Genomic DNA, 23752 nt, shown 5'->3' on the forward strand with positions numbered 1-23752 from the left:
TTTCGTTTGGTGAGACCGTCCGCCGCTGAACGCGGCGGCCCCTCCGCCCTGCGGGCACCTCCCCTGCGCTGCGCTGGGGAGGAGTTAAAAGTGCAACGCCCGACCGTATGCGCCCAGCACACTCTCGTGCATCATTTCCGACAACGTCGGATGCGGGAAGACGGTGTGCATGAAATCCGCCTCGACCAGCTCCGCCGTCTTGCCGACGGTATAACCCTGGATCAGTTCGGTAACCTCGGCCCCCACCATATGCGCGCCGAGCAGTTCGCCGGTCTTCGCGTCGAACACCGTCTTGATGAACCCTTCCGCTTCGCCCAGCGCAATCGCCTTCCCGTTGCCGATGAAGGGGAAATTGCCGACCTTGACCGCGTGGCCCGCTTCCTTGGCCTTGGCCTCGGTCAGGCCGACGCTCGCGACCTGCGGGTGGCAATAGGTGCAGCCGGGGATGTTCTTCGGGTCCATCGCATGCGGATGGCCGCCTGCAATCGCTTCTGCCGCAATCGTGCCTTCGTGCGAAGCCTTGTGCGCCAGCCACGGCGGCTGGGTCACGTCGCCGATAGCCCAGACGCCCGCAACGCTGGTCTGGCACATCGCATTGGTGACGATATGGCCGCGGTCGGTCGCGATGCCGAGCGCTTCCAGCCCGATGTTCTCGGTGTTCGGCACGATGCCGACCGCGACGATGACATGGCTGAAATCCTCGGTGGTGACATTGCCGTCCTTCGCCTTGATCTCTGCCGAAATGCCGCTGCCGGTATCGGTGATTTTCTGCACGCCGGTCGACGGGCGGATGTCCATGCCCTGTTTCGCCAGCGCCTTGTGCAGGAACGTCGAGACGTCCGCGTCCTCGACCGGCACGATGCGGTCGAGCATTTCGACGACGGTCACCTTCGCGCCCATGTCGTTGTAGAAGCTGGCGAACTCGATCCCGATCGCGCCCGACCCGATGACGAGCAGTTTCGTCGGCATTTCGGGCGGGACCATCGCGTGGCGATAGGTCCAGATGCGCTTGCCGTCGGCAGGCGCGAAGGGCAGGTCGCGGGCGCGGGCACCGGTCGCGATAATGATGTTCTTGGCGGTCAGTTCGGTCGTCGTGCCGTCTTTGGTGACGGAAATCGCATTCGCGGCGGTCAGCTTGCCGTCGCCCATGTGCACCGTGATCTTGTTCTTCTTCATCAGGTGCGTGACGCCCTGATTGAGCTGCCTCGCGACCCCGCGCGACCGCTTCACCACAGCCTCGATGTCGGCGCTGATCCCCGATGCGGCAAGGCCATAGTCCTTGGCGTGCTGCATATAGTGATAGATTTCCGCCGACCGCAGCAGCGCCTTGGTCGGGATGCACCCCCAGTTGAGACAGATGCCGCCGAGATTCTCGCGCTCGACGATGGCAGTCTTGAGCCCGAGCTGCGCCGCGCGGATCGCCGCGACATAGCCGCCGGGTCCGGAGCCGAGGACGATGAGGTCGTATTGGTCAGGCATGGTCGAGAGCACCTTCAAAGCCCCTCCCCCCTTGCGGGGGAGGGGTTGGGGAGAGGGGACGCGCCGCGTCTGCGGCGCACAAAGACTCAACGGCGTGAAGAATTGCTGTGGCGACGCCTTCTGTATTGGTCAGAATGTCGTTGTTCCAGAAGTGCAAAATCTGGAAGCCTTGCCGTCTAAACCAGGCATTCCGCATCGCATCGTGCTTGCCGTCGGCATGTTGGCCGCCATCGGCCTCGACGATCAAGCGATGCTCGAAGCATACGAAGTCGGCGATGTAGAGGTCGTCAAATACGACTTGATGCCGCCATTTGAGCGCCTCCAGCCGCTTGGCTCGAAGGATCGACCACAGGCGAATCTCTGCGTCCGTCGGGTTTGAGCGCATGTAATTGGCGCGCTCCCGCATAAGCGCGTGCCGTGTTTGGGCCTCGGCCAGAGTCTTTGGGCGGCTATCGCCGCCACCCCCTCTCCCCAACCCCTCCCCCGCAGGGGGGGAGGGGCTAGAGTGCGCCCCCGTCGCCACTTACGCCACCAACCCCAGCGGGCTCTCCACCAGTTCCTTGAACGCCTTCATCAACTGCGCGCCATCCGCGCCGTCGATGGCGCGGTGGTCGAAGCTGCCGGTGGCGCTCATCACGGTCGCGATGGCGAGCGCGCCGTCGACCACATAGGGGCGCTGTTCGCCCGCGCCGATCGCCATGATCATGCCCTGCGGCGGGTTGATGACGGCTTCGAACTGCTTGATGCCCATCATGCCCATGTTCGAGAGCGACGCGGTGCCGCCCTGGAATTCGTGCGGTTGCAGCTTGCCGTCCTTCGCCTTGACCGCGAGCGCCGCCATTTCGGTCGAGATCGCGGACACCGATTTGCTGCCTGCATCGACGATGATCGGGGTGATGAGGCCGGTCGGCGTCGATACCGCGACACTGATGTCGGCGCGGCTGAACTTGATGAGGTCGGTGGGCGTGAAACTGACGTTGCAGCTCGGCACTGCGACCAGCGATTTCGCCAACGCCTTGATCAGCAGGTCGTTGACGCTGAGCTTCACATTCTGGCCCGCAAGCGCCGCATTGAGCTCCCCGCGCAGTTTGAGCAACGCATCGAGCCGCACGTCGACGGTCAGATAGATGTGCGGCACCTGCTGCTTCGATTCGGTCAGGCGGCGCGCAATGACCTTGCGGATATTGGTGAGCTTGACCGCCTCGTGCGGGATGTCGGAGGCGAACGGCGCGGCAGCGGGCGCAGGGGCCGCGGGTGCAGGTGTCGCGGCAGGTGCCGGAGCGGCAGCGACAGGCGCGGCCTTCGCGGCTCCGGGCGTTGCGCCCTCTACGTCCGCCTTCACGATTCGCCCATTGGGGCCGGTGCCCTTGAGCGTCGACAGGTCGATACCTTTTTCCTCGGCCAGCCGTTTGGCGAGCGGGGAGATGAGAATCCTACCCTCTTCGCTTTGCGGAGAGGGCGATGCGCCAGCATCGGGAGAGGATTCAGGTGCGGGCATGGGCGCTGCCGCGACCGGCGCCGCAGCCACTGCCGCCGGTTCGGGCCTCTCCCGGCTCGGCTGCGCCTCCCCGCCCTCTCCACGGGGTGGAGAGGGTTGGGCCTCTTCGCCGTCCGCCGCAATCGTCGCAATGACGGTGCCGACCTTCACCCCCTCGGTCCCTTCCGCGACGGTGATCGACGCAATCACCCCCTCGTCGACCGCTTCGAATTCCATCGTCGCCTTGTCGGTTTCGATTTCGGCCATCACGTCGCCGGACTTGACGGTATCGCCAACCTTCACGAGCCATTTCGCAAGCGTCCCCTCTTCCATCGTCGGGGACAGGGCAGGCATCTTCAGCTCGATCGGCATCGCTCTTCCTTATGGCCGTAGCGTCAATCCCCCTTCGCCAAGGGGGGGCTTGCGGTCAAGCCCGTGCTGTGTGCAGCTTATATCGCAGGGGAGATTTCAATGCGGACCTATCTCGTCGTCATCGACGAAACGCCCGAAGCCGAGGCGGCGCTGCGCTTTGCGGCGCGGCGCGCGGCCAAGACCGGGGGGACGGTGCAGATCCTGGCGCTGATCCCGCCGGTCGAGTTCGTGGGGCTGAGCGGCGTTCAGGCGACCATGGAGGAGGAAGCGCGGCAGCACGCCGAGGCGCTGGTCGCGGGCGCGGCGGGCATGCTGAGCGAGGAACAGGGCATCCACCCCTCGATCCTGGTCGAGACGGGCGAGCCGGTGCCGCTGATCCGCAAGGCGATTGCCGATAATCCCAATGTCGCGGCGCTGGTGCTGGGCGCGGCGGCGAGCGGCGCGCCGGGGCCTTTGGTATCGCATTTTGCGGGCGAAGCGGGGCAGCTGCCGTGCCCCGTGATGATCGTACCAGGCGGGCTGGACACGGAAGCGCTCGACCGGTTGAGTTGAGGTTTGAACGCGAAGGAGGCGCGAAGGCGCAAAGGGAGCGCTCTTCATTCGACCTGCCCGCGTCAGCGGAGCAGACCTCATGCCGCCCGTTCCAGGTTTTTGGTGCCGCTAGCGCGGAAGGCCGAGGCAAGCCCGAACCCTTCGCGCCTTCCCGTCGTCTTCGCGCCTTCGCGTTAAACACCTTCTTACGCCGACCCCACACTCGACTTTGGTTTGGAAGAAGGTCTTAGTGTTCAGATGAAAGCACTTCTCGTCCCACTCCCCGCCCTCGCCCTGATCGCCGCTGCGCCTGCCCCTGACCCTGCCAAGCTGCGCGCCACCGTCGATACGCTCGCCGCGTTCGGCACGCGCCATACCGCCTCCTCCACGACCGACCCGAAGCGAGGCATCGGCGCAGCGCGGAACTGGGCGGCGGGCGAGTTCGCGAAACTGTCGGCGGCGTGCGGCGGGTGCATCGCGGTCGACCGCCCGAGCGCCCGGTTCGAGGGGCCGCGCGCCCCGAACGGCGTCATTGTCGAGGATGTGCTCGCCATCCAGCGCGGGACCGGCGACCCGAACCATATCGTCATTGTCGCAGGGCACATCGACAGCCGCAATTCGGACCCGATGGATGCGACCGGCGACGCGCCCGGCGCGAACGACGATGCCTCGGGCGTCGCGCTGGTGATGGAAGCGGCGCGAATCCTGTCGAAGGAGCGCCATAGCGCGACCATCGTCTATGCGGCGCTGTCTGGCGAGGAACAGGGGTTGTGGGGCGGCAAATTGCTGGCCGACACCGCCAAGGCGCGCGGCTGGCAGGTCGCGGCGATGCTCAACAACGACATCGTCGGGAACACGCGCGGGCAGGACGGGCGCATTGTCGCCGACCGGGTGCGCGTGTTCAGCGAGGGTGCGCGGGCGTCGGAAGATCTTGCCGCCGCAAAGCTGCGCCGCGCCTCGGGCGGCGAGGACGACAGTTCGTCGCGCGCGCTGGCGAAGCGGGTCGGCGATGTCGCGGCAGGCGCAAAGGGCGGACTGGCGGCGTTCCTCATCCGCCGTCCCGACCGCTTCGGACGCGGCGGCGACCACACGGCGCTGCTCGAGGCGGGATATCCCGCGGTGCGCTTCAGCGTCGGTGTCGAGAATTACGATGCCCAGCACCAGAACCTGCGAACGGAAGGCGGGCGCGTCTATGGCGACACCGCCGACCGGATGGACTTCCCTTATCTGGCGAAAGTGACCGCGCTGAACGTCGCGGTTCTGCGCCAGCTTGCCGCCGCGCCGGGCGCGCCTGCGTCGGTCGTGCTGGAGGGCGCGGTGTCGACCGACACCACCGTCAAATGGACCGCCGTGGCGGGTGCGGCGGGTTATCGCCTGCGCTGGCGGCGCGCCGACCGGCCGAACTGGGAATTCTCGCGCGACGTGCCCGCGACGGCGGCGAGCGAAGTGCTGAAAGGCCTGATCGTCGACGACCATTTCGTCGGTGTGTCGGCGCTGTCGAAGGACGGTGCGGAGAGTCTGGTGACGTTCGGCGGGCTGGCAGCGGCGCGGTAGATGTACAACTAGGGGACTGTCCCCACTTGGGGACTGTCCCCTGCCAAGGTGAGGAGGGACAGTCCCCAAGCGGGGACAGTCCCTTGCTCAACTCAACTCCCGCCGAGATAGCGTTCCTTGGTCCGCACCGGCGCATAACGGACGCGCTGCTTCACCGGCACACGGACATATTCGGTGACATAGCTGACCCGACGGGTCACCACCGGCATTGCATAGGTCGTGGTGGTGGTCGTCGTCACCGTCTGGCCGCAACCGCAGCCGCCATAATAGCCGCCGCCGCTCTCGCCCATCGACCAATGCGGGCCCTGCATCCGGTAGCCGCCGCCATAATGGCCGCCGCGCCCGTAACGACCGTCGTCATAGCCGTCACGTCCGCCGATCTTGCCGCTGTCGATCGCCTGACCCGCGAGCGCGCCGAGGCCGCCGCCGATCAGCGAGCCCGCCAGACGGCTGCCCGCGCCCGCGATCAAATTGCCGGTCAGCGCGCCGACCGCGCCACCGATGACCGCGCCGACGATGCCGCTCTTGTCGCGCTTGCGCGGGCGATAATCGCCCCGGTCGTCGCCGCGCATGTCTCGCCCGTCGCGCCAGTCATAGACCCGGCCCCAGCGGTCGGTCAGCACCATATCGTCGTAATACCGCGACCAGCCGAAGCCCCAGGCGGGGGCTGGCAGACCGAATGCGCCGTAATCCGAAATATAATAGGTCGGCGCCGTCCAGTAGGGCGGCAGCGTATAGCCATAGGCAGGCGCCCGATACGCGCCCCAGCCGCCGGGAACCGCGCCCCAGCGGTCGCCGCCCGGACCGGGCATCGGGCCGGGGCGTCCCATCGGCGGCATTTGCGGCTGGCCCATCGGGGGCATCGCGGGGCGCGCCATCGGCGGCATCTGCGGCATCGCGCCCGGGCCATGCGGCATCGGCGCGGCCATCGGCGGCATCGCAGGCATCGGCGGCGCGCCGACTCGCGAGTCCATTTGTGCCATCGCGACCGTCGGGATCAGGGTCAGCGCGCCGATAACGCCAGCAATTGCAAGCCTTGCCATGGTAAATGCTCCGTAACAATTCGCACAAAACGCGGGCATTTCCGCCATTTGCTTAATGGCATGTTTAGCATTCCAGGGTCGTTTTTGAAAGGCGGCGACCGTGCGCCGACCTGTCCCGTTCAGGGGCAGATGCGCAGTGCCAGCAGCGTCGCGAGCGCTTCGATCCCGTCGCGATCCTCGCCGTCGAACCGCGCCAGATCGGGGCTGTCGAGGTCGATCACCGCGATCACCGCGCCGCCCGCGATCACGGGCACAACCAGTTCGGACCGGCTGGCCGCATCGCAGGCGATATGGCCGGGAAAGGCATGGACATCCGCGACCAGCTGGCTCGTCGCGCGCGCCGCCGCCGCGCCGCACACCCCCTGTCCGAAGGGAATACGGATGCACGCCGCCTTGCCCTGGAACGGCCCCAGCACGAGTTCGCTGCCGATGCTGCGGTAGAACCCTGCCCAGTTGAGTCCCGGCAGCCAGTCGAACAGCAGCGCCGCGACGTTGGCCATGTTGGCGACGGCATCCGGTTCCCCTGCGGTTAGCGCATCGGCAGCGGACAGCAGGTCGCGGTAGAGCGCGGGTTTGTCGGTCGCGGTGGTTTTCAAGTCGTACATCTAGTCGAGGCTCACTTTTCCGCGTCCGCGCTTCACTTCGCCGCGCACGGCTTTCCCGACCATCCTCTTTTCCTTTGCCGATTTCGAGGGCCGCGTCTTGATCCGCCGCTGCGGCGCGATGTGCGCCTTGGCGACCAGCGCCGCCAGCCGCTCGCGCGCATCGGCGCGGTTCGCCTCGCGGGTGCGGTGACTGCGCGCCATGATCACGATTTCGCCGTCGTTGGTCCACCGACTGCCCGCCAGCGCCTTCAGCCGCGCATAGACCGCCGGCAACAGGCGCAGCGCGAACACGTCGAGGCGCATCTGCACGGCGGTCGCGACCTTGTTGACATTCTGCCCGCCCGGCCCGGTTCCGGCGAGGAACACTTCCTCCAGCGCGTCTTCGGGCAGCTGCGGCGGGGCGTCAGCCATAGCTGAAACCCAAATCGATAAAGCTCTGCGGCAATGGCGCGGTCGCCGCCACTGCCGGATGGTTTTCGCGCGGGACCGACAGACTGTAGGCGTGGAGCAGCATCGGGGTGCCGCCGTTGCCGTACACCGGATCGCCGAGGATCGGCACGCCGATCCCGCTTGCGGCATGGACGCGCAGCTGGTGCGTCCGCCCCGTTTCGGGCGTAAAGCGCACTAGTGCGCGCCCGTTCGCAAAACCGGCCACTTCCCAATTCGTCACCGACGGCTTGCCGCGTTTCTCGACGATCATCCGCCAGCCGTCCTTCGCGGTGCTGACCTTGTTGAGCGGCAAGTCGATCCGACCGTCGGCTTCCTTGGGGATGCCGTCGAGCACCGCGAGATAGGTCTTGGTCACCTCGCCGCGTTCGAACGCCTGTTGAAATTTCTTGTGGATGCGCGGGTTGCGCGCGAGCAGCAGGCAGCCTGAGGTGTCGCGGTCGAGCCGGTGGACGGCCTGCGGCAGACGCTCGAACCCGAAGCGAAGCGCATCGATATGGTTCTCCAGACTGAGCGACCCGTCGCGCGGACGGTCGACCGGCAACCCGGCGGGCTTGTCGAGAACCATCGCCTCGGCATCGATGAACAGGACACGGTCGGCGAGCAGCATGGCGGACCCATGCCACCGCCGGACCGATTAGTCGAACGCATAGGCGTCCATCGCCAGTACGCCATAGGTCGTGCTGCGGTGCAGGCGGCGGGCATGCAACGGCACGCCGCCCGCCCCCATCGCGACGTGCAACGGCAGGATGTGGTCGGGGGTCGGGTGGTTGCGCGCGGCGAAAGGCGCGCGTGCCATAAGGTCGGTAACGGCCGCCGCGTCACCCTCCATCAGCCGCGCATCGATCCAGTCCGCAAAGCCGGTCACCCACTCGGGCGGCTGCGCGTCGATGGCGGGTTGCTCGGTGAAGAAAGCGCGCAGATTGTGCGTCATACTGCCCGAACCCACGATCAGGACACCGCTGTCGCGGAGCGGAGCCAGCGCATTGCCGAGCGCGACGTGCCAAGCCGCGCTTTCACGGCTGTCGATAGAAAGCTGGACGACCGGAATGTCGGCCCCGGGATACAGCAGCATGAGCGGCACCCATGCGCCGTGATCCAGGCCGCGATCCGGATCGACCTGCACGTCATGACCTGCCCCGGCAAGCAGGGTGGCGATTTCCTGTGCCAGAGCGGGCGCGCCGGGGGCGGGATATTGTTGCCGGTAGAGGATGTCGGGAAATCCGCCGAAATCATGGATCGTCGGTGGTTGCGCGCTGCCGGTGACCGTCAGCACCCGCATGTCGAAATGCGCAGACAGCATCAGGATGGCGCGCGGACGCACCAGTTCCGCCCCCAGTCCGGCGAGGAAATCCCGCGCCGGACTGGGTTCGATCGCCATCATCGGCGAGCCGTGCGAAACGAACAGGGCGGGCGGGCGTGCCACCTCAGCCGAACAGCTTCCCCGCGACTTCCGCCACGCGCCGCCCCTGATAGCGCGCGCCGGCGAGATCGGCTTCGCTCGGCTGGCGCTCGCCGCGACCGCCCGCGATGGTCGTCGCACCATAGGGCGCGCCGCCGACGACCTCGTCATGGCCCATCTGCGCCTGATGCCCGTAGTCGAGACCGACGATGGTCAGGCCGAAGTGCAACAGGTTGGTGATGATCGAGAACAAGGTCGTTTCCTGCCCGCCGTGCTGCGTCGCGGTCGAGGTGAACGCCCCGCCGACCTTGCCGTTGAGCGCACCGGTCGCCCACAGCCCGCCTGCCTGATCGAGGAAGCTCGCCATCGGTCCCGACATCCGCCCGAAGCGGGTACCGGTGCCGACAACGATCGCGTCATAGCCCGCGAGTTCGGCCACTGTTGCCTGTACATCGTCGGGACGCGCGACCTGCACGCCTTCGATGTCGGGCACGCGTTTCACGTCCACGCTCGCCCCTGCGCCGCGCGCACCCTCGGCAATCGCGTCGGCCATTTGAGCGATGTGACCGTAGGTGGAGTAATAAAGGACAAGAACCTTCGCCATATTGAGTCTCCTTTAAGCAGCATCGACGAGGACGAGTTCGGCGTCCTCGCGCGCGGCGATCGTGTAAGTGCCTGCACCCAGCGCAATGCCGTCGCGGGCGTCGGCGTCGACGCCGTTGACCGCGATGCGGCCTGTTGCGGGGACGAGATAGGCATGGCGGCCGTTGCCAACCTCGTGGGTCAGGCGTTCGCCCGCGCCGAGCGTCGCGCCCATCACGCGGGCGTCGGTGCGGATCGGCAGGGCGTCGGCATCGCCGAAGCCGCTCGCCAACACCGACCAGCGGCCCGAGCGGTCGCCTTTCGGGAAGGGCTTCGCACCCCAGGACGGCTCGCCGCCGCGCGAGGTCGGCTCGATCCAGATTTGGAACAAGGTCGTGGGCACGTCCTCGACATTATATTCGGCATGGCGGACGCCCGAAGCGGCGCTCATCACCTGCACATCGCCTGCGCCCGTGCGGCCCTTGTTGCCCATCGAGTCCTCATGCGTGATCGCGCCGGTGCGGACATAGGTGATGATTTCCATGTCGCGGTGCGGGTGCGGCGGGAAGCCGGACTTGGGCGCAATGACATCGTCGTTCCACACCCGGATGCTGCCCCAGCCCATACGGTCGGGATCGCGATAGTCGCCGAACGAGAAATGGTGCCGCGCGTCGAGCCAGCCATGGTCGGCATGGCCGAGTCCGGCAAAGGGGCGGACCTCGAGGGTCGCGGTATCGGCAGTCAGGATAGTCATTACGGGTCTCCCGTCGGGGGTTGATGCCGCTCGATATAGGCGGCATGAATGTCACGTAAATGGAAACATCGGAAAGGCACGGTTTCCAAAAATGGCACTTCCAGATTTCGAAGGATGGGCGGTGTTCGCGACGGTCGCCGAGCAGCGCTCGTTCAGCGGCGCGGCGGTAGCGCTCGGCCTGTCGAAGGGGACGGTGTCGAAAGCGATCACCCGGCTGGAAACCCGCTTGGGCATCGCGCTGTTCCACCGTACCTCGCGGCGCCTGACCTTGACCGACAGCGGCGCCGCGCTGGTCGCCCGCGCGCACGACATACTGGCGAGCGCGGTCGAGGCGGAGGAATGCGCGCGCGAGGAAGCGGGACTGCCCTCGGGCCTCGTACGCCTCGCGGTGCCGATGAGTTTCGGCCTCGCCGAGGTTGGCCCGGTGGTTGCGCAGTTCATGGCCGAACATCCCGCGATCTCGGTCGAGCTGAACCTCAGCGACTCCCGCGTCGACCTCGTCGGCGACGGTTATGACGCCGCGCTCCGCATCGGCGCGCTTGCGGACTCCAGCCTGATCGCGCGCAAGTTGCGCGATGTCCGCCGCCCCATTGTTGCCAGCCCGAGCTGGGTCGCGGCGCACGGCAGTCCGCAACATCCCGGCGACGTGCCCGCAGACGCGCTGTTCGGCTACACCATGTCGCCGACCTCTGCACAACTCGTGCTCACCCATAACGACGGACGCGAGACGGTGCTGAAGACACAGGGACGGCTGCGCGCCAACAACGGCGATGTGATGCTCGACGCGCTCGAGGCGGGGCTGGGGATCGCGGTCGCGCCCGATTTCATCGTGGCGTCGCGGCTGGCCGACGGGCGGCTGGTCGAAGTGCTGAAGGAATGGGCGCTGCCGCCGATCGGATTGCATCTGGTGACGCCGCCAGGGCGGCTGCGACCGCGGCGGGTGGAGGTTTTGTTGGGGTTTCTTACAAACGCTTTGGGAAAGTAGGAGAGCGTCGCGGCAAAGCATGTCCTGAGTGCCTGCCTTGCAGGCAGTCGAAGGGCCGCGCCGTCGGTCGATCGCTGCGCGTCGCCGGCCGCGCTTGTGCGAGGGCGGCGCAGCATGCGCCGTGCCCGCACTGCGCGCGACTCGTGCATTTCCGCCACTTAATCCAAAATTAACCTTTTCCCTTCATTCGGTATTTGGTTAATGAAGTCGTGTCGCGCCGCACCGGCGTTGCACGGGGGAATGCAGGATAAAGGGGCGTCGCATGCGCGTTTTGCTGATCGAGGATGAGCCGACCACGGCCAAGGCCATCGAGCTGATGCTCTCTTCGGAAGGGTTCAACGTCTATACGACGGACCTGGGCGAAGAGGGTTTGGATCTCGGCAAGCTGTATGATTACGACATCATCTGCCTCGACCTCAACCTGCCCGACATGCACGGCTATGACGTGCTCAAGAAACTGCGCGTCGCCAAGGTGCAGACGCCGGTGCTGATCCTGTCGGGCATTTCGGAAATGGATTCTAAGGTGCGCTCTTTCGGCTTCGGTGCCGACGATTATGTCACCAAGCCTTTCCACCGCGACGAACTCGTCGCCCGCATCCATGCGGTCGTTCGCCGCTCGAAGGGGCACAGCCAGTCGGTCATCCGCACCGGCAAGCTCGCGGTCAATCTCGATGCCAAGACCGTCGAAGTCGACGGGGCCCGCGTCCACCTGACGGGCAAGGAATATGCGATGCTCGAGCTGCTGTCGCTGCGCAAGGGCACCACGCTTACCAAGGAAATGTTCCTCAACCACCTGTATGGCGGGATGGACGAGCCCGAACTCAAGATCATCGACGTGTTCATCTGCAAGCTCCGCAAGAAGCTGAGCCTTGCCTGCGGCGGCGACAATTACATCGAAACCGTCTGGGGCCGTGGCTATGTGCTACGCGACGCAGATGAGGTGACGCTGGCGGCGGTTGCCTGATCCGGCTTAGTATCAAGTACCGAACGGGTCGCTTCGCGCCGTCGCATAATGCGCCATTGCCATTGTCGTCAGCTGCGCGTTGACGCGGATGCAGCTGGGCAGGACGCTGGCGTCGGTGACCAGCACATTGGTCGTGCCGTGTACGCGGCAGTCCAAATCGACGACGCCGTTGGCGGGATCCACATTCATCGCATTGCCGCCATGCGGGTGCGAACTCGACAAGGTGATATCGTCCGCCTCGCGGATCGCGTCTTCCAGCATCGCCTCCACATCGTCGCCGGGCCGGATCGTGATGCCGCGCAGCACCGCCGGATAGACCTCGATCGCCCCTGCCGCGAAATGCACGCGCACCAATGCGGCCAGCGCGCGGCGGACGAGCGGTAAATCGATATCTGCCTGAAGCTTGAAACTCAGCTTGCCCCCGACCAGACGCCCGCGCCGGTCCGCCGGGAACAATATCCCCGCCGAGGCAATCCGCGAGTAATTCTGCATCCGCCGTGCATGTTCGCCGAACCAGCCGGGCATCAGGCTCGACATGCTCATCGGCGGCTGGAAATGCGATTCGATCAGGAAATCGCCGCGGTCGACATAGGTCGCCATCTGGTCCTCGTCCCACGCGCGCATCGGCCGGTCCTCGGGCATGAGCGCGGGCACCGGCGACGCGATGTTAAGCGAAATCCCCTCGCCGGTGCCCTCGATCCCGCTCGCGTCGAGAATGCGGCTCGACGCCATCGTTCCCGCCGCAATCACCACCCCCTTGCGGGCGCGCACGAACCGCGACCGTCCGTCGGCCAGCATCACCTGCACCCCGTCGGCGACTTGCTTGCCGCCTGCCTCTTCGTCGCGCCAGACGAGATGCGTGACGCGCACCTCGGCAGCGATCCGCGCACCCTTGCGGTGCGCGTCGATCAGATAGGACTGCGCCATGCCGTGCTTGCGGCCATAGGGGCAGCCGGTGTTGCAATAGCCGCAATAGGCGCATTCCGCACCGGCAGACTTCGGGCCGTAGTTCTTGGTGAACCACGCGGTCGGCGCCGCAAGATCGTCGGGATCGCCGGTCGACGCCGCATAGGCTTTCCAGCCGTCGATCAAGTGCGTGCCATTGTTGCGCCCGCTGATCGGATCGATGCGCTCGACCTGCAACCGCGCTTCGACGGCGGCGTAGGACGCATCGAAGGCCGCCTTGTCGACCGGCGCGCCGATCTCGTGCCATTTGGCAAAGACATCGGGGGCCTTGGGATGCGAAAGCAACGGTTCGTCCATCCGCAGGGCAATGCCATTGTTGATGACCGTCCCGCCGCCCAGACAGTGCGCCTGAAACACGATGAAGTCGTTGTCGGCGCTCGACTGGATGCCGCCATCGACGAACAGCCGCGACGTCATCCGCCGTTCCTCGTGACTGATCCGCGACGAGGGATAATGCGGCCCTGCTTCAAGGATCAGCGTGTCATGGCCATGCCCCGCCATCGCATCGGCGGCGACCGCGCCGCCCGCGCCCGAACCCACCACGATCACATCGACTTCGTCCGGCAGCGCGTCCTGCCCCAGCAAATCGTCATGCGTCAGGTCGCGGCCGGGGACGAAAGTAATCGGCACTTCGCCGGGCGCGCTGCGGTCGCGGAATTCGGGAAGGGTGAAACCGATCTGGGCATGGACCGGATTGGCAATATTGTCCTGCTGGGTCAGCCCCTGCCAATGGCCATAATAACCCGAATAGACGATGCTGCGGATGCGGGCGATGTCCTGGAGGAAATCGATCCGAGTCTCCTGCAACCGGCTCCGCATAACCTCTGCCCGCTCTGCCGGACTCTGGAGCAGGAACAACGGCCCGCCCAGCACGATCGACAGCGCATTGATCATCAGGGCAATCTCGCCGGGCTTGCTGCCGGTGACCAGCCCGAATTGATATTGCAGGTTATCGACGACCTGACGCGCGGGGATCGCCATCTCCACATCGTGGAACAACGCTTCGGTCATCGCTTCGAGAAATTTTGCCTGAAGCGCGTTGAACGACTGCAACATGGTTCACCCCCGTGAAGTACAGGCGACCCTTTTGTTCGTTATCGACCCGCTTTGACAAGTTACGGAAAGGAATTCAGTCGATTGCCCAGTCGATCGGCTTGAAACTCCCCCCGTTCGATTGCAGCGCCGAACAGGCGGTGAGTCCGACGATCAGGTCCATTTTCGCCTCGAAGCGGATATAGTCGCCGGGTCCGCTGATCGGCGGCAGCACCTCGAAACTGCCGTCTGGTTTGATCGGCACGTTCATGAAACAGTTGAACGCAACCGGGATCATGTCCTCGGTGACACCAAAAGGCGCGAGCGCGGCAGCAAGATTGCCGAAACAGCCGCGATGCGGCTCCTTGTGGCCGTAGATGATGCGGAAGGTGTCCTTCGAACACGGCGTGAGCAGAAAATCATGCCGTCCGACGGTGTCCTCGACGATCTCCAGCATCGGGGTCGACCGGTTCGACCACAACGTGTCGCCGGTGGTCAGATTAAGCTTCGACGCATAATCGAGCGTGCGGCCCGACGAGATCGCCTCGCGCACATCGTTTGCGTTGAATGCCAGCAGATCGGCAACCTGCCGCCCCAGCGGATCGGTCACCGTCAGCGTCTGCCCCGCGCGCATCGTGAAGGCGACGCCCGAGCGCGGCTCGATACGCGACGTGGTGGTTGCAGGCCTAATCCGTTCAAGCAGCATCGCGCAGTCTCCCCTGATAGGCGAACGGACAGCCCCAGTCGTTGTCGACCACCCGTCCCGAATATTGGCGAGCCTCCGAATGCTCGCCATGTCGGGCCAGCATAGGGTTGATCGATCCAGCCAGTTTCAAATCCCTGTCAAGAATCGATGCACGCAATTTTTCGTACCGGCCCTCGGCGCGCAGCCGCTCGAACTGGTCGTGCAGGTTGAAGATCATCGTCGGCGCAACGAACCGCCGCGCCTTGCGGCTGGCGTGCGGATGCAGGCCGACGACGAAAAACGCCTCGCCGCCGAAGCTGAGCGAGAAATGCGGGTTGCCCGGGTCCGGACTGACGTTCCTGTCGTATTTCTGGCCGAGCCAGACATCCTTGTCGCTGACCGACTGGATACGCTTCCACATCGACTCCTCGAAACAGGCTTCATCGATCGTGCGCGGGCCTTCGAAAATCACCGCGAGCGACTGGAACAGCCGCCGGTTGCGACGGTAATCGCCGGCGAATTTCATCAGCGCCGCATGGATGGTCAGGTCGTTCCACCCGCTGGTGATCGACCGCGCGACCACGGCCTTGATCTGCTGCTTCGCCAGCGCCGATTTCGCGCCGACACAGGGGAATTGCGGATTCGAGATGAAGTGGTTGAGCTTGTCGATCAGGGGGTGGGCTTGGGTAAAGGGCTGGTTGTGCATTGCAGTCGTTTCGGCGGTGGGACGATATCGAAGGGTGAACGCCGACACGCGCGAGTCTGTTCCCCCGCAAAATCCCTGTCCGCCCCCTCTTGTGCACCGCCGCAAAGCCGCGCAGTCTGTCGCTCAATGAAGCAGCAGCCGTTCGACGAAATCTGGGGCACGGGCAGCGCGCAATCGTCGCGCCCCGAATTCGCTGGCCTTGCCAAATGGCTGTCCGAAACGCCGCGCGCCGAACTCGACCGGCGGCAAAAATCGGCAGAGGCGACCTTTCGCCAACTCGGCATCACCTTTGCGGTCTATGGCGACGAAGAGTCGGCCGAACGGATCATCCCGTTCGACATCGTGCCGCGCATGTTCACGCGCTCCGAATGGGACAAGCTCAGCGCGGGGATCGTCCAGCGGGTCGAGGCGCTGAATGCTTTCCTCGACGACATTTACGGCGCGCGGCGCATCCTGAACGAAAAAACCCAGATCATTCCGCCCGAACTGATTCTCGCCAACCCGCAGTTCCGCGGCGAGATCGTCGGCAGCCGCCCGCCGCACGGCATCTGGTCGCACATCTGCGGTATCGATCTGGTCCGCACCGGCCCCGGCGAGTTTTTCGTGCTCGAGGATAATGCCCGCACACCGTCGGGCGTATCGTACATGCTCGAAAATCGCGAAGCGATGATCCGGCTGTGTCCGGAACTGTTCCGCAACTACAACGTCCAGCACGTCGACAGCTATGGCGACAGCCTGCTCCAGACCCTGCGCTCGGTTGCGCCGGCGGGCGCGGGCAGCGACCCGGTGTGTGTCATCCTGACGCCCGGACGGTTCAATTCGGCCTATTATGAGCACAGCTTTCTGGCGGACTCGCTCGGGATCGAACTGGTCGAGGCCGCCGATCTCGAAGTCGATGACGATATTGTCTGGATGCGGACGATCACGGGCCGGGTGCGGGTCGATGTCATCTATCGGCGCATCGACGACGATTATATCGATCCACTGGTGTTCCGTCCGGATTCGATGCTGGGCGTCCCCGGCCTGATCGCGGCGTATCGCGCGGGCAAGGTCGCCATCGTCAACGCGCCCGGCACCGGCATTGCCGATGACAAGGCGGTGTACAGCTACATGCCCGAGATCGTGAAATATTACGCGGGCGGCGAGCCGATGCTGCCGATTGTCGAGACCTGGCGCTGCCGCGAACCGCAGGCGCTGAAATATGTCCTCGACAATCTGGCCGAGCTGGTCGTGAAGCTGGTCGACGGGTCGGGCGGATACGGGATGCTGGTCGGGCCGACCGCATCGAAAAAGGAGATCGAGGACTTCCGCGCCGCGCTGGTCGCCGAGCCGCACCGCTATATCGCGCAGCCGACTTTGGCGCTGTCGACAGTGCCCACGCTCGTCGAAAGCGGCGTCGCGCCGCGCCACGTCGACTTCCGCCCGTTCGTCCTGTCGGGCACGAATGGCGTGAAGGTCGTTCCCGGCGGGCTGACCCGCGTGGCGTTGCGCGAAGGATCGCTGGTCGTGAATTCGAGCCAGGGCGGGGGCACGAAGGACTCGTTCGTCCTGATGGACGAGGGGGACGCGGTGTAATGCTCTCGCGCACCGCCGCCTCGCTCTACTGGATGGGCCGCTATGTCGAGCGCGCCGAATTCACCGCGCGGCTCGTCGAGGCGACGGTACGCCTCGATGCGCTGTCCTCGCGACCGGCGGGCGAGGCGGCATGGGCTTCGGCGCTGGCGGTGATCGAGGCCGAAGCCGCGTTCAAGGCCACCGGCGAGAAACTGACTCCCAAGAACGTCGCGCGTTTCCTGACCTTGTCGAATGCCCATCGCGGCTCGGTCGTCTCCTGTCTCGATCTGGCGCGCGGCAATGCAAAGGCCGTGCGGACCGCGCTCAGCCGCGATGCGTGGGCGACGATCAACCGGGCGTGGCTGTTGTTCAACGGGCGCACCTCGCCCGGCGACACCCAGGCGACACTGACCCTGATGGAGCAGGCGCAGAACGAGACGCGCGGGTTCGAGGGCGCCATAGGGCGGATGCTCCGCAACCCGGCGTCATGGCTGATCCGGCTGGGGGCGACCATCGAGCGCGCCGACAACACCGCGCGGCTGATCGACGTCAAATACCATATCCTGCTGCCCGAGGGCGAACGCGTCGGCGGCGCGGTCGACCGCGACCAATGGACCACGATCCTGCAAACGCTCGCGGCGGTGAATGCCTATCGCTGGCTCTACCGCGAGGGGCTGGAGGCGAAATCGGTGGCTGAATTGCTGATCCTGCGCCGCGAACTGCCGCGTTCGCTCGCCGCCAGTGCCGAGGAAGTCGTGCTCCACCTCAATGCGCTCGGCAAGCAGACCGGCTTTCAGGGCGAGGCAGATCGCCTCGCGCGGCTGCGTCACGCACGGCTCGGCGAAACCAAGATCGAAGCGGTGATCAAGGGCGGGCTGCACCAGTTCGTCGAGACGTTCATCGAGGAGAACGCCGCGCTCGACCAGGCGATCTCGAAGCAGTTCAGGTTTTTGTGACATGCGGCTGAGCATCGACCATCACACCCGCTACCGCTTCAGCGTCCCACAGGCGCGCGTCGTGCAGCTCTTGCGCGTGACGCCCAGCGATTATGCCGCGCAGACCGTCATCGACTGGCGGATCGACGTCGACTGCGATGCACGCCTCAGGACCGGCCTCGACGGCTACGGCAACCCCACGACGATGCTCTATATCGACGGCCCCATCGAGCGCCTCGAGCTGACCGTGCGCGGCGAAGTGCTGACCGAGGATCAGGCCGGCGTCGTTAGCGGCGCGCACGAGCCGCTGCCGCCGCTGTACTTCACCCGGACGACCCCTTCGACCGAGGTTTGCGACACCACCCGCGATTTCGCCCGGATGATGCGCGGCAGCGACTGGCTCGAGCGCATCCACGCCCTCAACACCGCCGTCGGCGGCGCGATCCGGATCGAGGCAGGACGCGGCCCCGTCGGGCGCACCCCCGGCGAAATCCTCGACAGCGGGCACGGCACCACCCGCGACGCGGCGCATCTGCTCGTCGCGGTCGCGCGCGCCAGCGGCTGTCCTTCGCGGATCGTCTCGGGCCACAGCCTCCACGGCCCCAATCGCGGCCTGCGGCGATCGGCGCACTACTGGGCAGAGATCAACATCGACCGGCTCGGCTGGGTCGGGCTCGACCCGAGTTCGGGCACCTCGCCCGACGAAAGCTATGTCCGCGTCGCGGTCGGCCTCGACGCTTACGACTGTACGCCGGTTTCGGGGACGCGGACCGGCGGCGGGATCGAGGAGCTCGATGTCGATATCCGCGTCGATGCTGCGGGCCAAGAGCGAGGAAGCCAGCAGCAATGACCTATTGCGTCGGCATGCTCGTTCGCGACGGACTGGTGCTGGTCGCCGACACGCGCACCAATGCAGGCATCGACAATATCTCGATCTATAAAAAGCTGCATGTGCTCGCCGACACCGACGAGCGCACGATCTTTGCCTGCACGGCGGGCAGCCTGTCGGTCACCCAGTCGATGCTGTCGCTGCTCGAAGAAGGACTACCCTGCCTCGACGAAAGCGGCGTCCCCCGCACCATTGCCGCGCAACCGACGATGTTCCGCGTCGCCCAGCTGGTCGGCGAGGCGCTGTCGACCGCCAAGCGCGCCATCGGCGCGACGCTCGAAGGCAGCAAGATCAACGCCAGTGCGTCGGTACTGGTCGGCGGCCGCATCGGCGCCAATGACTCGGGGAGCGACCTGATGCTGTTCCAGATCTATGCCGAGGGCAATTTCATCGAATGCGCGCCCGACGCGCCCTTCCTCCAGATCGGGGAGCTGAAGTACGGCAAGCCGATCCTCGACCGCGCGCTGACCTATGACACGTCGCTCGACGAGGCGGTCAAGGTCGCGCTGATCAGTTTCGATTCGACGATGCGGTCGAACCTGTCGGTCGGTCGCCCGCTCGACCTGGCGGTTGTCCCGGCCGATCCCGCACGCGCGCAAATCCGCCTGCGCCTGTCGGAGGACGACCCCTATTTCAACCGGCTGTCCGCCGACTGGGGCAGGATGATGACCGAAAGCCGCATGGCAATCGCCGACCCGCCGTTTATGAGCGCCTAGAATTTCCGCCCGTCCGGAGCGCCCGGCAGGCCTTCGGCCTTCAGCGACTGCGCGACATCGGCTTCGGTCATCCGCCGCCAGCCTGCGGGTCCGAGCCGCTCCATCGGCTGGAAGCGCGCCTTATATTCCATGCGCTTCGATCCCGCGACCCAATAGCCCATATAGACATAGCTGAGGCCCGCCATCGCCGCGCGCTCGATATGGTCGAGGATGATGAAGGTGCCGAGTCCCGCGCGCCCCTCCTCTTCGGGCGCAAAGAAACTGTAGATCATCGAAACGCCGTCGCCCGAGCGATCGGTGATGCACGCGCCGACCAACTTGCCCGGGCGGTCGCCGGCCGAAGGCTCGCGATATTCGATGATCTGCGTATCGACCGCGGAATGCTCGACCATGTCGGCGAAGTCGAGTTCGTCCATCCCCGCCATCCCGCCGCCCGCGTGGCGCGAGTCGAGGTAGCGGCGCATCAGATCGTATTGCTCCTGCGTCGACCAGGGGCGGCAGGCAGTGACTTCCAGATCGGCGTGCCGCTTCATCAGCTTGCGCTGCGTGGCACTCGGCTCGAATTCCTGGGTCAGGACGCGCACCGAAACGCACGCGCCGCAATCGAGACACGAGGGGCGGTACGCGACCCCCTGGCTACGGCGAAATCCGATTTGCGCCAGCGCCTCGTTCAACTCGACCGCATCGGGGCCGACCAGCTCGGTGAAGACCTTCCGCTCGGTCCGCCCCGGTAGGTACGGGCACGGCGACGGGGTCGTCACAAAGAAACGGGGAAAGCGGAACGGCGCGGTCACAGGCGGGGTTATGCGACGCGCGGGCGCGCATTAAAAGCTGATTTACCATCAAAGTGGGTTAACGCCGCGCGCGTCACCCCAGCTCGATCAGCGTCACCTCGTAACCGGCCGCGACCAGTGCTGCGACCAGCCGGTCGAGGTGATCACGGTCGCGCGTTTCGCATTCGACGTCGAGGCTCAGCCCCTTCGCCGGCAAGTTGGTGAAGATGCGCTGGTGCGCCAATTCGAGGATGTTGACCGATTGCTCGTCGAAAATGCGCGCGACATGGAACAGCGCGCCCGGTCGATCCTGCAACCGGATGCGGAGACGCGCCAGCCGCCCAGAACGCGCGAGGTCGCGCAGCAGGACGTTCGCCAGCAGCCGCGTGTCGATGTTACCGCCGCACAAGACAATACCGACGGTCTTGCCCGCGAACTTTTCCGGATGCGCGAGCAGCGCGGCCAGGCCCGCAGCGCCTGCCCCCTCGACCACCGTCTTTTCGATTTCGAGCAGCAGCGCGACCGACTTTTCCAGATGCCGTTCGGCGACCAGCACGATGTCGTCGGCAACCGCGCGCACGATCTCGCGGGTCAGTAGTCCCGGCGACTTGACCGCGATCCCTTCGGCCAAAGTGTCGCCCTCGGCGGGCATGTCGAGACCGTTAAGGAGCGAGTACATCGACGGATAGAGTTCGGCCTGCACGCCGATCACTTCGAGTCCGGGTTTCAGTGCCTTGGCCGCCGTGCCCACGCCTGACAGCAACCCGCCGCCGCCGATGGGAATGGCAAGGCAGTCGATGTCGGGCGCATCCGCCAGCATTTCGAGGGCGATCGTCCCCTGCCCCGCAATGATTTCGGCATCGTCGAACGGGTGAACGAAGGTCAGTCCGCGTTCGGTCTCCAGCGTGCGGGCATGGGCATAGGCGGCGTCGAACGTCTCGCCTTCCAGCACCACGGTTGCGCCGTGCCCTTGCGTTTGCGTCACCTTGATCGTCGGCGTCGTGCGCGGCATCACGATCGTGACGGGCACCCCCAGCCGTGCGCCATGATAGGCGAGTCCTTGCGCGTGATTGCCTGCGGATGCCGCGATCACGCCGTTCTTCAGCGCATTGTCGCCCATCAGCAGCAATTTGTTGAGCGCCCCGCGTTCCTTGTACGCGGCCGTAAACTGCAGATTCTCGAACTTCAGCCAGACCTCGGCCCCGGTCATTTTCGACAGGGTAATGCTCTTGAGCGTCGGCGTCCGCACGACCTTCCCCGCAATCCGCGCGGCAGCGGCGCGGACGTCTTCGAGAGTGACGGGAGGCGAGGTCGTAGCGTTAGTCATTCTGTTGTACCTGACGAGTGGGAAGAAGGTTGTTTCACGCAAAGACGCTAAGAAGAAGGGAAGACGCAAAGGGGATTAAACACTCGGTGGATTCCCGTCTTGAACATGGCTTCGCCGAAATTTGTGATCAGCCCCAGCGGAAGGTCCAGCACCCGCAGATAGGTCAACACCTGTTTCTTATGAACAGGCAAAGCCTGTTCCACCGCCTTGACCTCAATCAGCAACGTGTTTTCAACGAACAGGTCGGCGCGAAACGCATTCGGAATTGTCAGGCCGTCAACGACGATATCGATGACCTTTTGTCGCTCGACGCTCAACCCCTCGCGGACCAAGGCCTCGTACAACAGCGCCTCATAAACTGTCTCGAACAAGCCCGGACCCAGCCGCTTATGGATGCGAAAGCCGCAGTCTATCGTAACCGAGATGAGTTTTTCGATATCGTGCACAGCCTTTGCGTCTTTTTCTCTCTTTGCGTCTTCGCGTGAAACACACTTCTTCCCTTGGCTCGCGCCCCTAACGTCATCTGGCGCACCCCGCAAACGCCCGCTATGCCCCGTGACCATGGCAAAACTCGCATTCATCGGGCTGGGCGTCATGGGCGGGCAGATGGCCAAGCACTTGGCGGCTGCAGGGCACGACCTTACCGTCTATAACCGTACACGTAGCAAGGCCGATGCCTGGGTCGCCGAACACGGGCGGGGTCGCGCTAACGCCGTCGATAGTCCGGCGGAGGCAGCAAAAGACGTCGAGGCGGTGCTCGCCTGTGTCGGCAATGATGACGACCTCGCGTCGGTGACGTTGGGCCGCGACGGGGCGTTTCGCGCCATGGCCAAGGGCTGCGTGTTCATCGACCACACCACCGTCTCGGCCAAGATCGCGCGCCAGCTCGCGGTCGAGGCCAAGGGCATGGGCCTGCACAGCGTCGATGCGCCGGTGACCGGCGGACAGGTCGGCGCGCAAAACGGCACGCTGACCCTGATGTGCGGTGCCACCGAAAAGGGGATCGCAGCGGCCACCCCCTTCATGCAGGCCTATTCGAGCCGCATCGTGCATGTCGGTGCGCCGGGGGCGGGCCAGACCACCAAGATGTGCAACCAGGTCGCCTTTGCGGGCACCATCCAGTCGTTGAGCGAAGCGCTTCGCTTTGCCCAGGCCGCCGGCCTCGACCTCGACCGCGTGTACGAGAGCATTTCGGGCGGCGCGGCAGGGAGCTGGCAGATGACCAACCGCTGGGCGACGATGGTCCGCGACGAATTCGATTTCGGCTTTGCCGTCGACTGGATGCGAAAGGATCTGGGCCTCGCGTTCGACGAGGCCCGCGCGAACGGCGCGACCTTGCCGGTGGCGGCGCTCGTCGACCAGTTCTACGCCGAAGTGCAGGGCATCGGCGGGGGGCGACAGGATACGAGCGCGCTGGTGCGGCGGCTCAAACAGGACTGACACCCTGCCGGTTATTTGTGAATAATCGTTACGGTCGACGATCTATCGTGGAACCGCTTCGCCTCATCGCCGTTCTGGACTGACAACCCTGTCACAAACGGCCAGTGAGATGAACGCCAAGGTCTTAATTGTCGAAGACGAGATGCTGGTTGCCTGCGAAGTCGAAGCTGTGCTCGGCGACCTTGGCCACCAGGTGGTGGGCATTGCGCCCGACCTCGACACCGCCATGGAGCTGGCGGCACAACCTATCGATCTGGCGCTCGTCGATCTCAACCTGCGCGACGGCCTGACCGGTCCCGAAATCGGCATGCGGTTGTGCGAACTCGGCAATGTCGCCGTGCTCTTCGTGACGGCAAATCCGCGCATCCTGGGCGAGGGCATAGCGGGCGCTATCGGCGTCCTCACCAAGCCGACCGACGAAGCGTCGGTCAAGGCAGCGGTCGATTACGCCTTGCGCGTGAAGGCGGGGGACCGCACGGTTCGTCCCCCGCAAGGCCTGAGGCTGTTTCGCCGAGCCGCCTAGCCTGGTCCTGC

General features: G+C 65.3%; 26 protein-coding genes. 10 read left to right on the forward strand and 16 right to left on the reverse strand.

Annotation, left to right across the window (positions count from 1 at the left end; genetic code table 11):
- Positions 1 to 84: 84 nt before the first annotated feature.
- The 3 genes from lpdA to M0209_RS12210 all read right to left on the reverse strand — a co-directional run bounded on the left by lpdA (position 85) and on the right by M0209_RS12210 (position 3328).
- A complete protein-coding gene (lpdA, locus tag M0209_RS12200; RefSeq protein ID WP_258888537.1) occupies positions 85 to 1479 on the reverse strand; it encodes a dihydrolipoyl dehydrogenase in 1395 nt (464 codons plus the stop codon).
- Positions 1472 to 1885 (reverse strand): endonuclease domain-containing protein, encoded by a 414-nt coding sequence (locus M0209_RS12205; protein ID WP_258888538.1) that lies wholly within the window; start codon positions 1883 to 1885, stop codon positions 1472 to 1474. The genes lpdA and M0209_RS12205 overlap by 8 nt, the downstream gene beginning before the upstream one ends.
- A 117-nt stretch (positions 1886 to 2002) precedes the next feature.
- Positions 2003 to 3328: a pyruvate dehydrogenase complex dihydrolipoamide acetyltransferase gene (locus M0209_RS12210; RefSeq protein WP_258888539.1), complete on the reverse strand. Its 1326-nt coding sequence runs from the start codon at positions 3326 to 3328 to the stop codon at positions 2003 to 2005.
- 99 nt (positions 3329 to 3427) lie between these two features.
- Here M0209_RS12210 and M0209_RS12215 point away from each other — a divergent pair, with 99 nt between their 5' ends.
- Together M0209_RS12215 and M0209_RS12220 are read left to right on the forward strand one after the other, a co-directional pair.
- On the forward strand, positions 3428 to 3880 hold the full coding sequence (locus M0209_RS12215; protein WP_258888540.1) for a universal stress protein: 453 nt from the start codon (positions 3428 to 3430) through the stop codon (positions 3878 to 3880).
- 237 nt (positions 3881 to 4117) lie between these two features.
- Complete coding sequence (locus M0209_RS12220) at positions 4118 to 5413, forward strand: M28 family metallopeptidase (protein ID WP_258888541.1); 1296 nt, start codon at positions 4118 to 4120, stop codon at positions 5411 to 5413.
- Positions 5414 to 5505: 92 nt separating this feature from the next.
- Here the strand turns inward: M0209_RS12220 and M0209_RS12225 are convergent, their stop codons facing one another.
- The 7 genes from M0209_RS12225 to M0209_RS12255 all read right to left on the reverse strand — a co-directional run bounded on the left by M0209_RS12225 (position 5506) and on the right by M0209_RS12255 (position 10246).
- On the reverse strand, positions 5506 to 6456 hold the full coding sequence (locus tag M0209_RS12225; RefSeq protein ID WP_258888542.1) for an RcnB family protein: 951 nt from the start codon (positions 6454 to 6456) through the stop codon (positions 5506 to 5508).
- Between the two features lie 119 nt (positions 6457 to 6575).
- Entirely contained in the window at positions 6576 to 7061 is a 486-nt protein-coding gene (locus M0209_RS12230) for a GAF domain-containing protein (protein WP_258888543.1), read from the reverse strand.
- The gene (arfB, locus tag M0209_RS12235; RefSeq protein WP_258888544.1) at positions 7062 to 7472 is read right to left on the reverse strand and encodes an alternative ribosome rescue aminoacyl-tRNA hydrolase ArfB; all 411 of its coding nucleotides are present in this window, start codon (positions 7470 to 7472) and stop codon (positions 7062 to 7064) included.
- Positions 7465 to 8118 carry an RluA family pseudouridine synthase gene (locus M0209_RS12240; RefSeq protein WP_258888545.1) on the reverse strand — a complete coding sequence of 218 codons (654 nt, stop codon included), beginning with the start codon at positions 8116 to 8118 and terminating at the stop codon, positions 7465 to 7467. The genes arfB and M0209_RS12240 overlap by 8 nt, the downstream gene beginning before the upstream one ends.
- Before the next feature lie 27 nt (positions 8119 to 8145).
- Positions 8146 to 8934: a class III extradiol ring-cleavage dioxygenase gene (locus M0209_RS12245; protein WP_258888546.1), complete on the reverse strand. Its 789-nt coding sequence runs from the start codon at positions 8932 to 8934 to the stop codon at positions 8146 to 8148.
- Position 8935: 1 nt separating this feature from the next.
- Positions 8936 to 9514: an NAD(P)H:quinone oxidoreductase gene (wrbA, locus tag M0209_RS12250; protein ID WP_258888547.1), complete on the reverse strand. Its 579-nt coding sequence runs from the start codon at positions 9512 to 9514 to the stop codon at positions 8936 to 8938.
- Between the two features lie 12 nt (positions 9515 to 9526).
- A complete protein-coding gene (locus tag M0209_RS12255; RefSeq protein WP_258888548.1) occupies positions 9527 to 10246 on the reverse strand; it encodes a pirin family protein in 720 nt (239 codons plus the stop codon).
- A 91-nt stretch (positions 10247 to 10337) separates the two neighbouring features.
- Between M0209_RS12255 and M0209_RS12260 the strand changes: the two genes are divergently transcribed.
- Positions 10338 to 11231, forward strand: a complete 894-nt coding sequence (locus M0209_RS12260) for a LysR family transcriptional regulator (protein ID WP_258888549.1) — start codon at positions 10338 to 10340, stop codon at positions 11229 to 11231.
- Between the two features lie 262 nt (positions 11232 to 11493).
- Entirely contained in the window at positions 11494 to 12195 is a 702-nt protein-coding gene (ctrA, locus tag M0209_RS12265) for a response regulator transcription factor CtrA (RefSeq protein WP_258888550.1), read from the forward strand.
- A 12-nt stretch (positions 12196 to 12207) separates the two neighbouring features.
- Here the strand turns inward: ctrA and M0209_RS12270 are convergent, their stop codons facing one another.
- From M0209_RS12270 to gntA, 3 genes are all read right to left on the reverse strand, one after another.
- The gene (locus tag M0209_RS12270) at positions 12208 to 14217 is read right to left on the reverse strand and encodes a GMC family oxidoreductase N-terminal domain-containing protein (RefSeq protein ID WP_258888551.1); all 2010 of its coding nucleotides are present in this window, start codon (positions 14215 to 14217) and stop codon (positions 12208 to 12210) included.
- Between the two features lie 73 nt (positions 14218 to 14290).
- Positions 14291 to 14899 carry an urea carboxylase-associated family protein gene (locus tag M0209_RS12275; RefSeq protein ID WP_258888552.1) on the reverse strand — a complete coding sequence of 203 codons (609 nt, stop codon included), beginning with the start codon at positions 14897 to 14899 and terminating at the stop codon, positions 14291 to 14293.
- Positions 14889 to 15584 carry a guanitoxin biosynthesis heme-dependent pre-guanitoxin N-hydroxylase GntA gene (gene gntA, locus M0209_RS12280; protein ID WP_408988235.1) on the reverse strand — a complete coding sequence of 232 codons (696 nt, stop codon included), beginning with the start codon at positions 15582 to 15584 and terminating at the stop codon, positions 14889 to 14891. Before gntA ends, M0209_RS12275 begins: the two co-directional genes overlap by 11 nt.
- A 126-nt stretch (positions 15585 to 15710) precedes the next feature.
- Here gntA and M0209_RS12285 point away from each other — a divergent pair, with 126 nt between their 5' ends.
- Genes M0209_RS12285 through M0209_RS12300 form a run of 4 tightly spaced genes read left to right on the forward strand, consistent with a single transcriptional unit; the run spans position 15711 to position 19678 of the window.
- A complete protein-coding gene (locus tag M0209_RS12285; protein ID WP_258888554.1) occupies positions 15711 to 17159 on the forward strand; it encodes a circularly permuted type 2 ATP-grasp protein in 1449 nt (482 codons plus the stop codon).
- Entirely contained in the window at positions 17159 to 18094 is a 936-nt protein-coding gene (locus M0209_RS12290) for an alpha-E domain-containing protein (RefSeq protein WP_258888555.1), read from the forward strand. The genes M0209_RS12285 and M0209_RS12290 overlap by 1 nt, the downstream gene beginning before the upstream one ends.
- Position 18095: 1 nt before the next feature.
- Positions 18096 to 18923 carry a transglutaminase family protein gene (locus M0209_RS12295; protein WP_258888556.1) on the forward strand — a complete coding sequence of 276 codons (828 nt, stop codon included), beginning with the start codon at positions 18096 to 18098 and terminating at the stop codon, positions 18921 to 18923.
- Positions 18920 to 19678 carry a peptidase gene (locus M0209_RS12300; RefSeq protein WP_258888557.1) on the forward strand — a complete coding sequence of 253 codons (759 nt, stop codon included), beginning with the start codon at positions 18920 to 18922 and terminating at the stop codon, positions 19676 to 19678. Before M0209_RS12295 ends, M0209_RS12300 begins: the two co-directional genes overlap by 4 nt.
- On the opposite strand, the gene M0209_RS12305 is transcribed toward M0209_RS12300, so the two are convergent.
- The 3 genes from M0209_RS12305 to M0209_RS12315 form a co-directional block, all read right to left on the reverse strand.
- Positions 19675 to 20472, reverse strand: coding sequence for an arginyltransferase (locus M0209_RS12305; protein ID WP_258888558.1), 798 nt, complete (start codon positions 20470 to 20472; stop codon positions 19675 to 19677). The two genes, M0209_RS12300 and M0209_RS12305, sit on opposite strands and share 4 nt — an antisense overlap.
- A gap of 73 nt (positions 20473 to 20545) precedes the next feature.
- The gene (locus M0209_RS12310) at positions 20546 to 21778 is read right to left on the reverse strand and encodes a threonine ammonia-lyase (RefSeq protein ID WP_258888559.1); all 1233 of its coding nucleotides are present in this window, start codon (positions 21776 to 21778) and stop codon (positions 20546 to 20548) included.
- Positions 21779 to 21825: 47 nt separating this feature from the next.
- Positions 21826 to 22374 (reverse strand): GxxExxY protein, encoded by a 549-nt coding sequence (locus tag M0209_RS12315; protein ID WP_258888560.1) that lies wholly within the window; start codon positions 22372 to 22374, stop codon positions 21826 to 21828.
- Between M0209_RS12315 and M0209_RS12320 the strand changes: the two genes are divergently transcribed.
- Together M0209_RS12320 and M0209_RS12325 are read left to right on the forward strand one after the other, a co-directional pair.
- Entirely contained in the window at positions 22340 to 23218 is an 879-nt protein-coding gene (locus M0209_RS12320; protein WP_258888561.1) for an NAD(P)-dependent oxidoreductase, read from the forward strand. The two genes, M0209_RS12315 and M0209_RS12320, sit on opposite strands and share 35 nt — an antisense overlap.
- A gap of 88 nt (positions 23219 to 23306) precedes the next feature.
- A complete protein-coding gene (locus M0209_RS12325) occupies positions 23307 to 23741 on the forward strand; it encodes a response regulator (RefSeq protein WP_258889637.1) in 435 nt (144 codons plus the stop codon).
- Positions 23742 to 23752 lie beyond the last annotated feature (11 nt).

The sequence above is a fragment of the Sphingomonas sp. SUN039 genome, assembly GCF_024758725.1.
Lineage (GTDB): Bacteria > Pseudomonadota > Alphaproteobacteria > Sphingomonadales > Sphingomonadaceae > Sphingomonas_O.

Excerpts from the sequence above, each read along its gene's own strand:
- M0209_RS12300 (WP_258888557.1), top strand. The coding sequence starts at position 18,920 with ATGACCTATTGCGTCGGCATGCTCGTTCGCGACGGACTGGTGCTGGTC.
- M0209_RS12205 (WP_258888538.1), bottom strand. The coding sequence starts at position 1,885 with ATGCGGGAGCGCGCCAATTACATGCGCTCAAACCCGACGGACGCAGAG.
- M0209_RS12220 (WP_258888541.1), top strand. The coding sequence starts at position 4,118 with ATGAAAGCACTTCTCGTCCCACTCCCCGCCCTCGCCCTGATCGCCGCT.
- wrbA (WP_258888547.1), bottom strand. The coding sequence starts at position 9,514 with ATGGCGAAGGTTCTTGTCCTTTATTACTCCACCTACGGTCACATCGCT.
- lpdA (WP_258888537.1), bottom strand. The coding sequence starts at position 1,479 with ATGCCTGACCAATACGACCTCATCGTCCTCGGCTCCGGACCCGGCGGC.
- gntA (WP_408988235.1), bottom strand. The coding sequence starts at position 15,584 with ATGCACAACCAGCCCTTTACCCAAGCCCACCCCCTGATCGACAAGCTC.
- M0209_RS12230 (WP_258888543.1), bottom strand. The coding sequence starts at position 7,061 with ATGTACGACTTGAAAACCACCGCGACCGACAAACCCGCGCTCTACCGC.
- M0209_RS12290 (WP_258888555.1), top strand. The coding sequence starts at position 17,159 with ATGCTCTCGCGCACCGCCGCCTCGCTCTACTGGATGGGCCGCTATGTC.
- M0209_RS12225 (WP_258888542.1), bottom strand. The coding sequence starts at position 6,456 with ATGGCAAGGCTTGCAATTGCTGGCGTTATCGGCGCGCTGACCCTGATC.
- M0209_RS12260 (WP_258888549.1), top strand. The coding sequence starts at position 10,338 with ATGGCACTTCCAGATTTCGAAGGATGGGCGGTGTTCGCGACGGTCGCC.
- M0209_RS12310 (WP_258888559.1), bottom strand. The coding sequence starts at position 21,778 with ATGACTAACGCTACGACCTCGCCTCCCGTCACTCTCGAAGACGTCCGC.
- M0209_RS12295 (WP_258888556.1), top strand. The coding sequence starts at position 18,096 with ATGCGGCTGAGCATCGACCATCACACCCGCTACCGCTTCAGCGTCCCA.
- M0209_RS12240 (WP_258888545.1), bottom strand. The coding sequence starts at position 8,118 with ATGCTGCTCGCCGACCGTGTCCTGTTCATCGATGCCGAGGCGATGGTT.
- arfB (WP_258888544.1), bottom strand. The coding sequence starts at position 7,472 with ATGGCTGACGCCCCGCCGCAGCTGCCCGAAGACGCGCTGGAGGAAGTG.
- ctrA (WP_258888550.1), top strand. The coding sequence starts at position 11,494 with ATGCGCGTTTTGCTGATCGAGGATGAGCCGACCACGGCCAAGGCCATC.
- M0209_RS12275 (WP_258888552.1), bottom strand. The coding sequence starts at position 14,899 with ATGCTGCTTGAACGGATTAGGCCTGCAACCACCACGTCGCGTATCGAG.
- M0209_RS12255 (WP_258888548.1), bottom strand. The coding sequence starts at position 10,246 with ATGACTATCCTGACTGCCGATACCGCGACCCTCGAGGTCCGCCCCTTT.
- M0209_RS12215 (WP_258888540.1), top strand. The coding sequence starts at position 3,428 with ATGCGGACCTATCTCGTCGTCATCGACGAAACGCCCGAAGCCGAGGCG.
- M0209_RS12315 (WP_258888560.1), bottom strand. The coding sequence starts at position 22,374 with ATGACGCCCAGCCCGATGAATGCGAGTTTTGCCATGGTCACGGGGCAT.
- M0209_RS12320 (WP_258888561.1), top strand. The coding sequence starts at position 22,340 with ATGGCAAAACTCGCATTCATCGGGCTGGGCGTCATGGGCGGGCAGATG.
- M0209_RS12285 (WP_258888554.1), top strand. The coding sequence starts at position 15,711 with ATGAAGCAGCAGCCGTTCGACGAAATCTGGGGCACGGGCAGCGCGCAA.
- M0209_RS12270 (WP_258888551.1), bottom strand. The coding sequence starts at position 14,217 with ATGTTGCAGTCGTTCAACGCGCTTCAGGCAAAATTTCTCGAAGCGATG.
- M0209_RS12210 (WP_258888539.1), bottom strand. The coding sequence starts at position 3,328 with ATGCCGATCGAGCTGAAGATGCCTGCCCTGTCCCCGACGATGGAAGAG.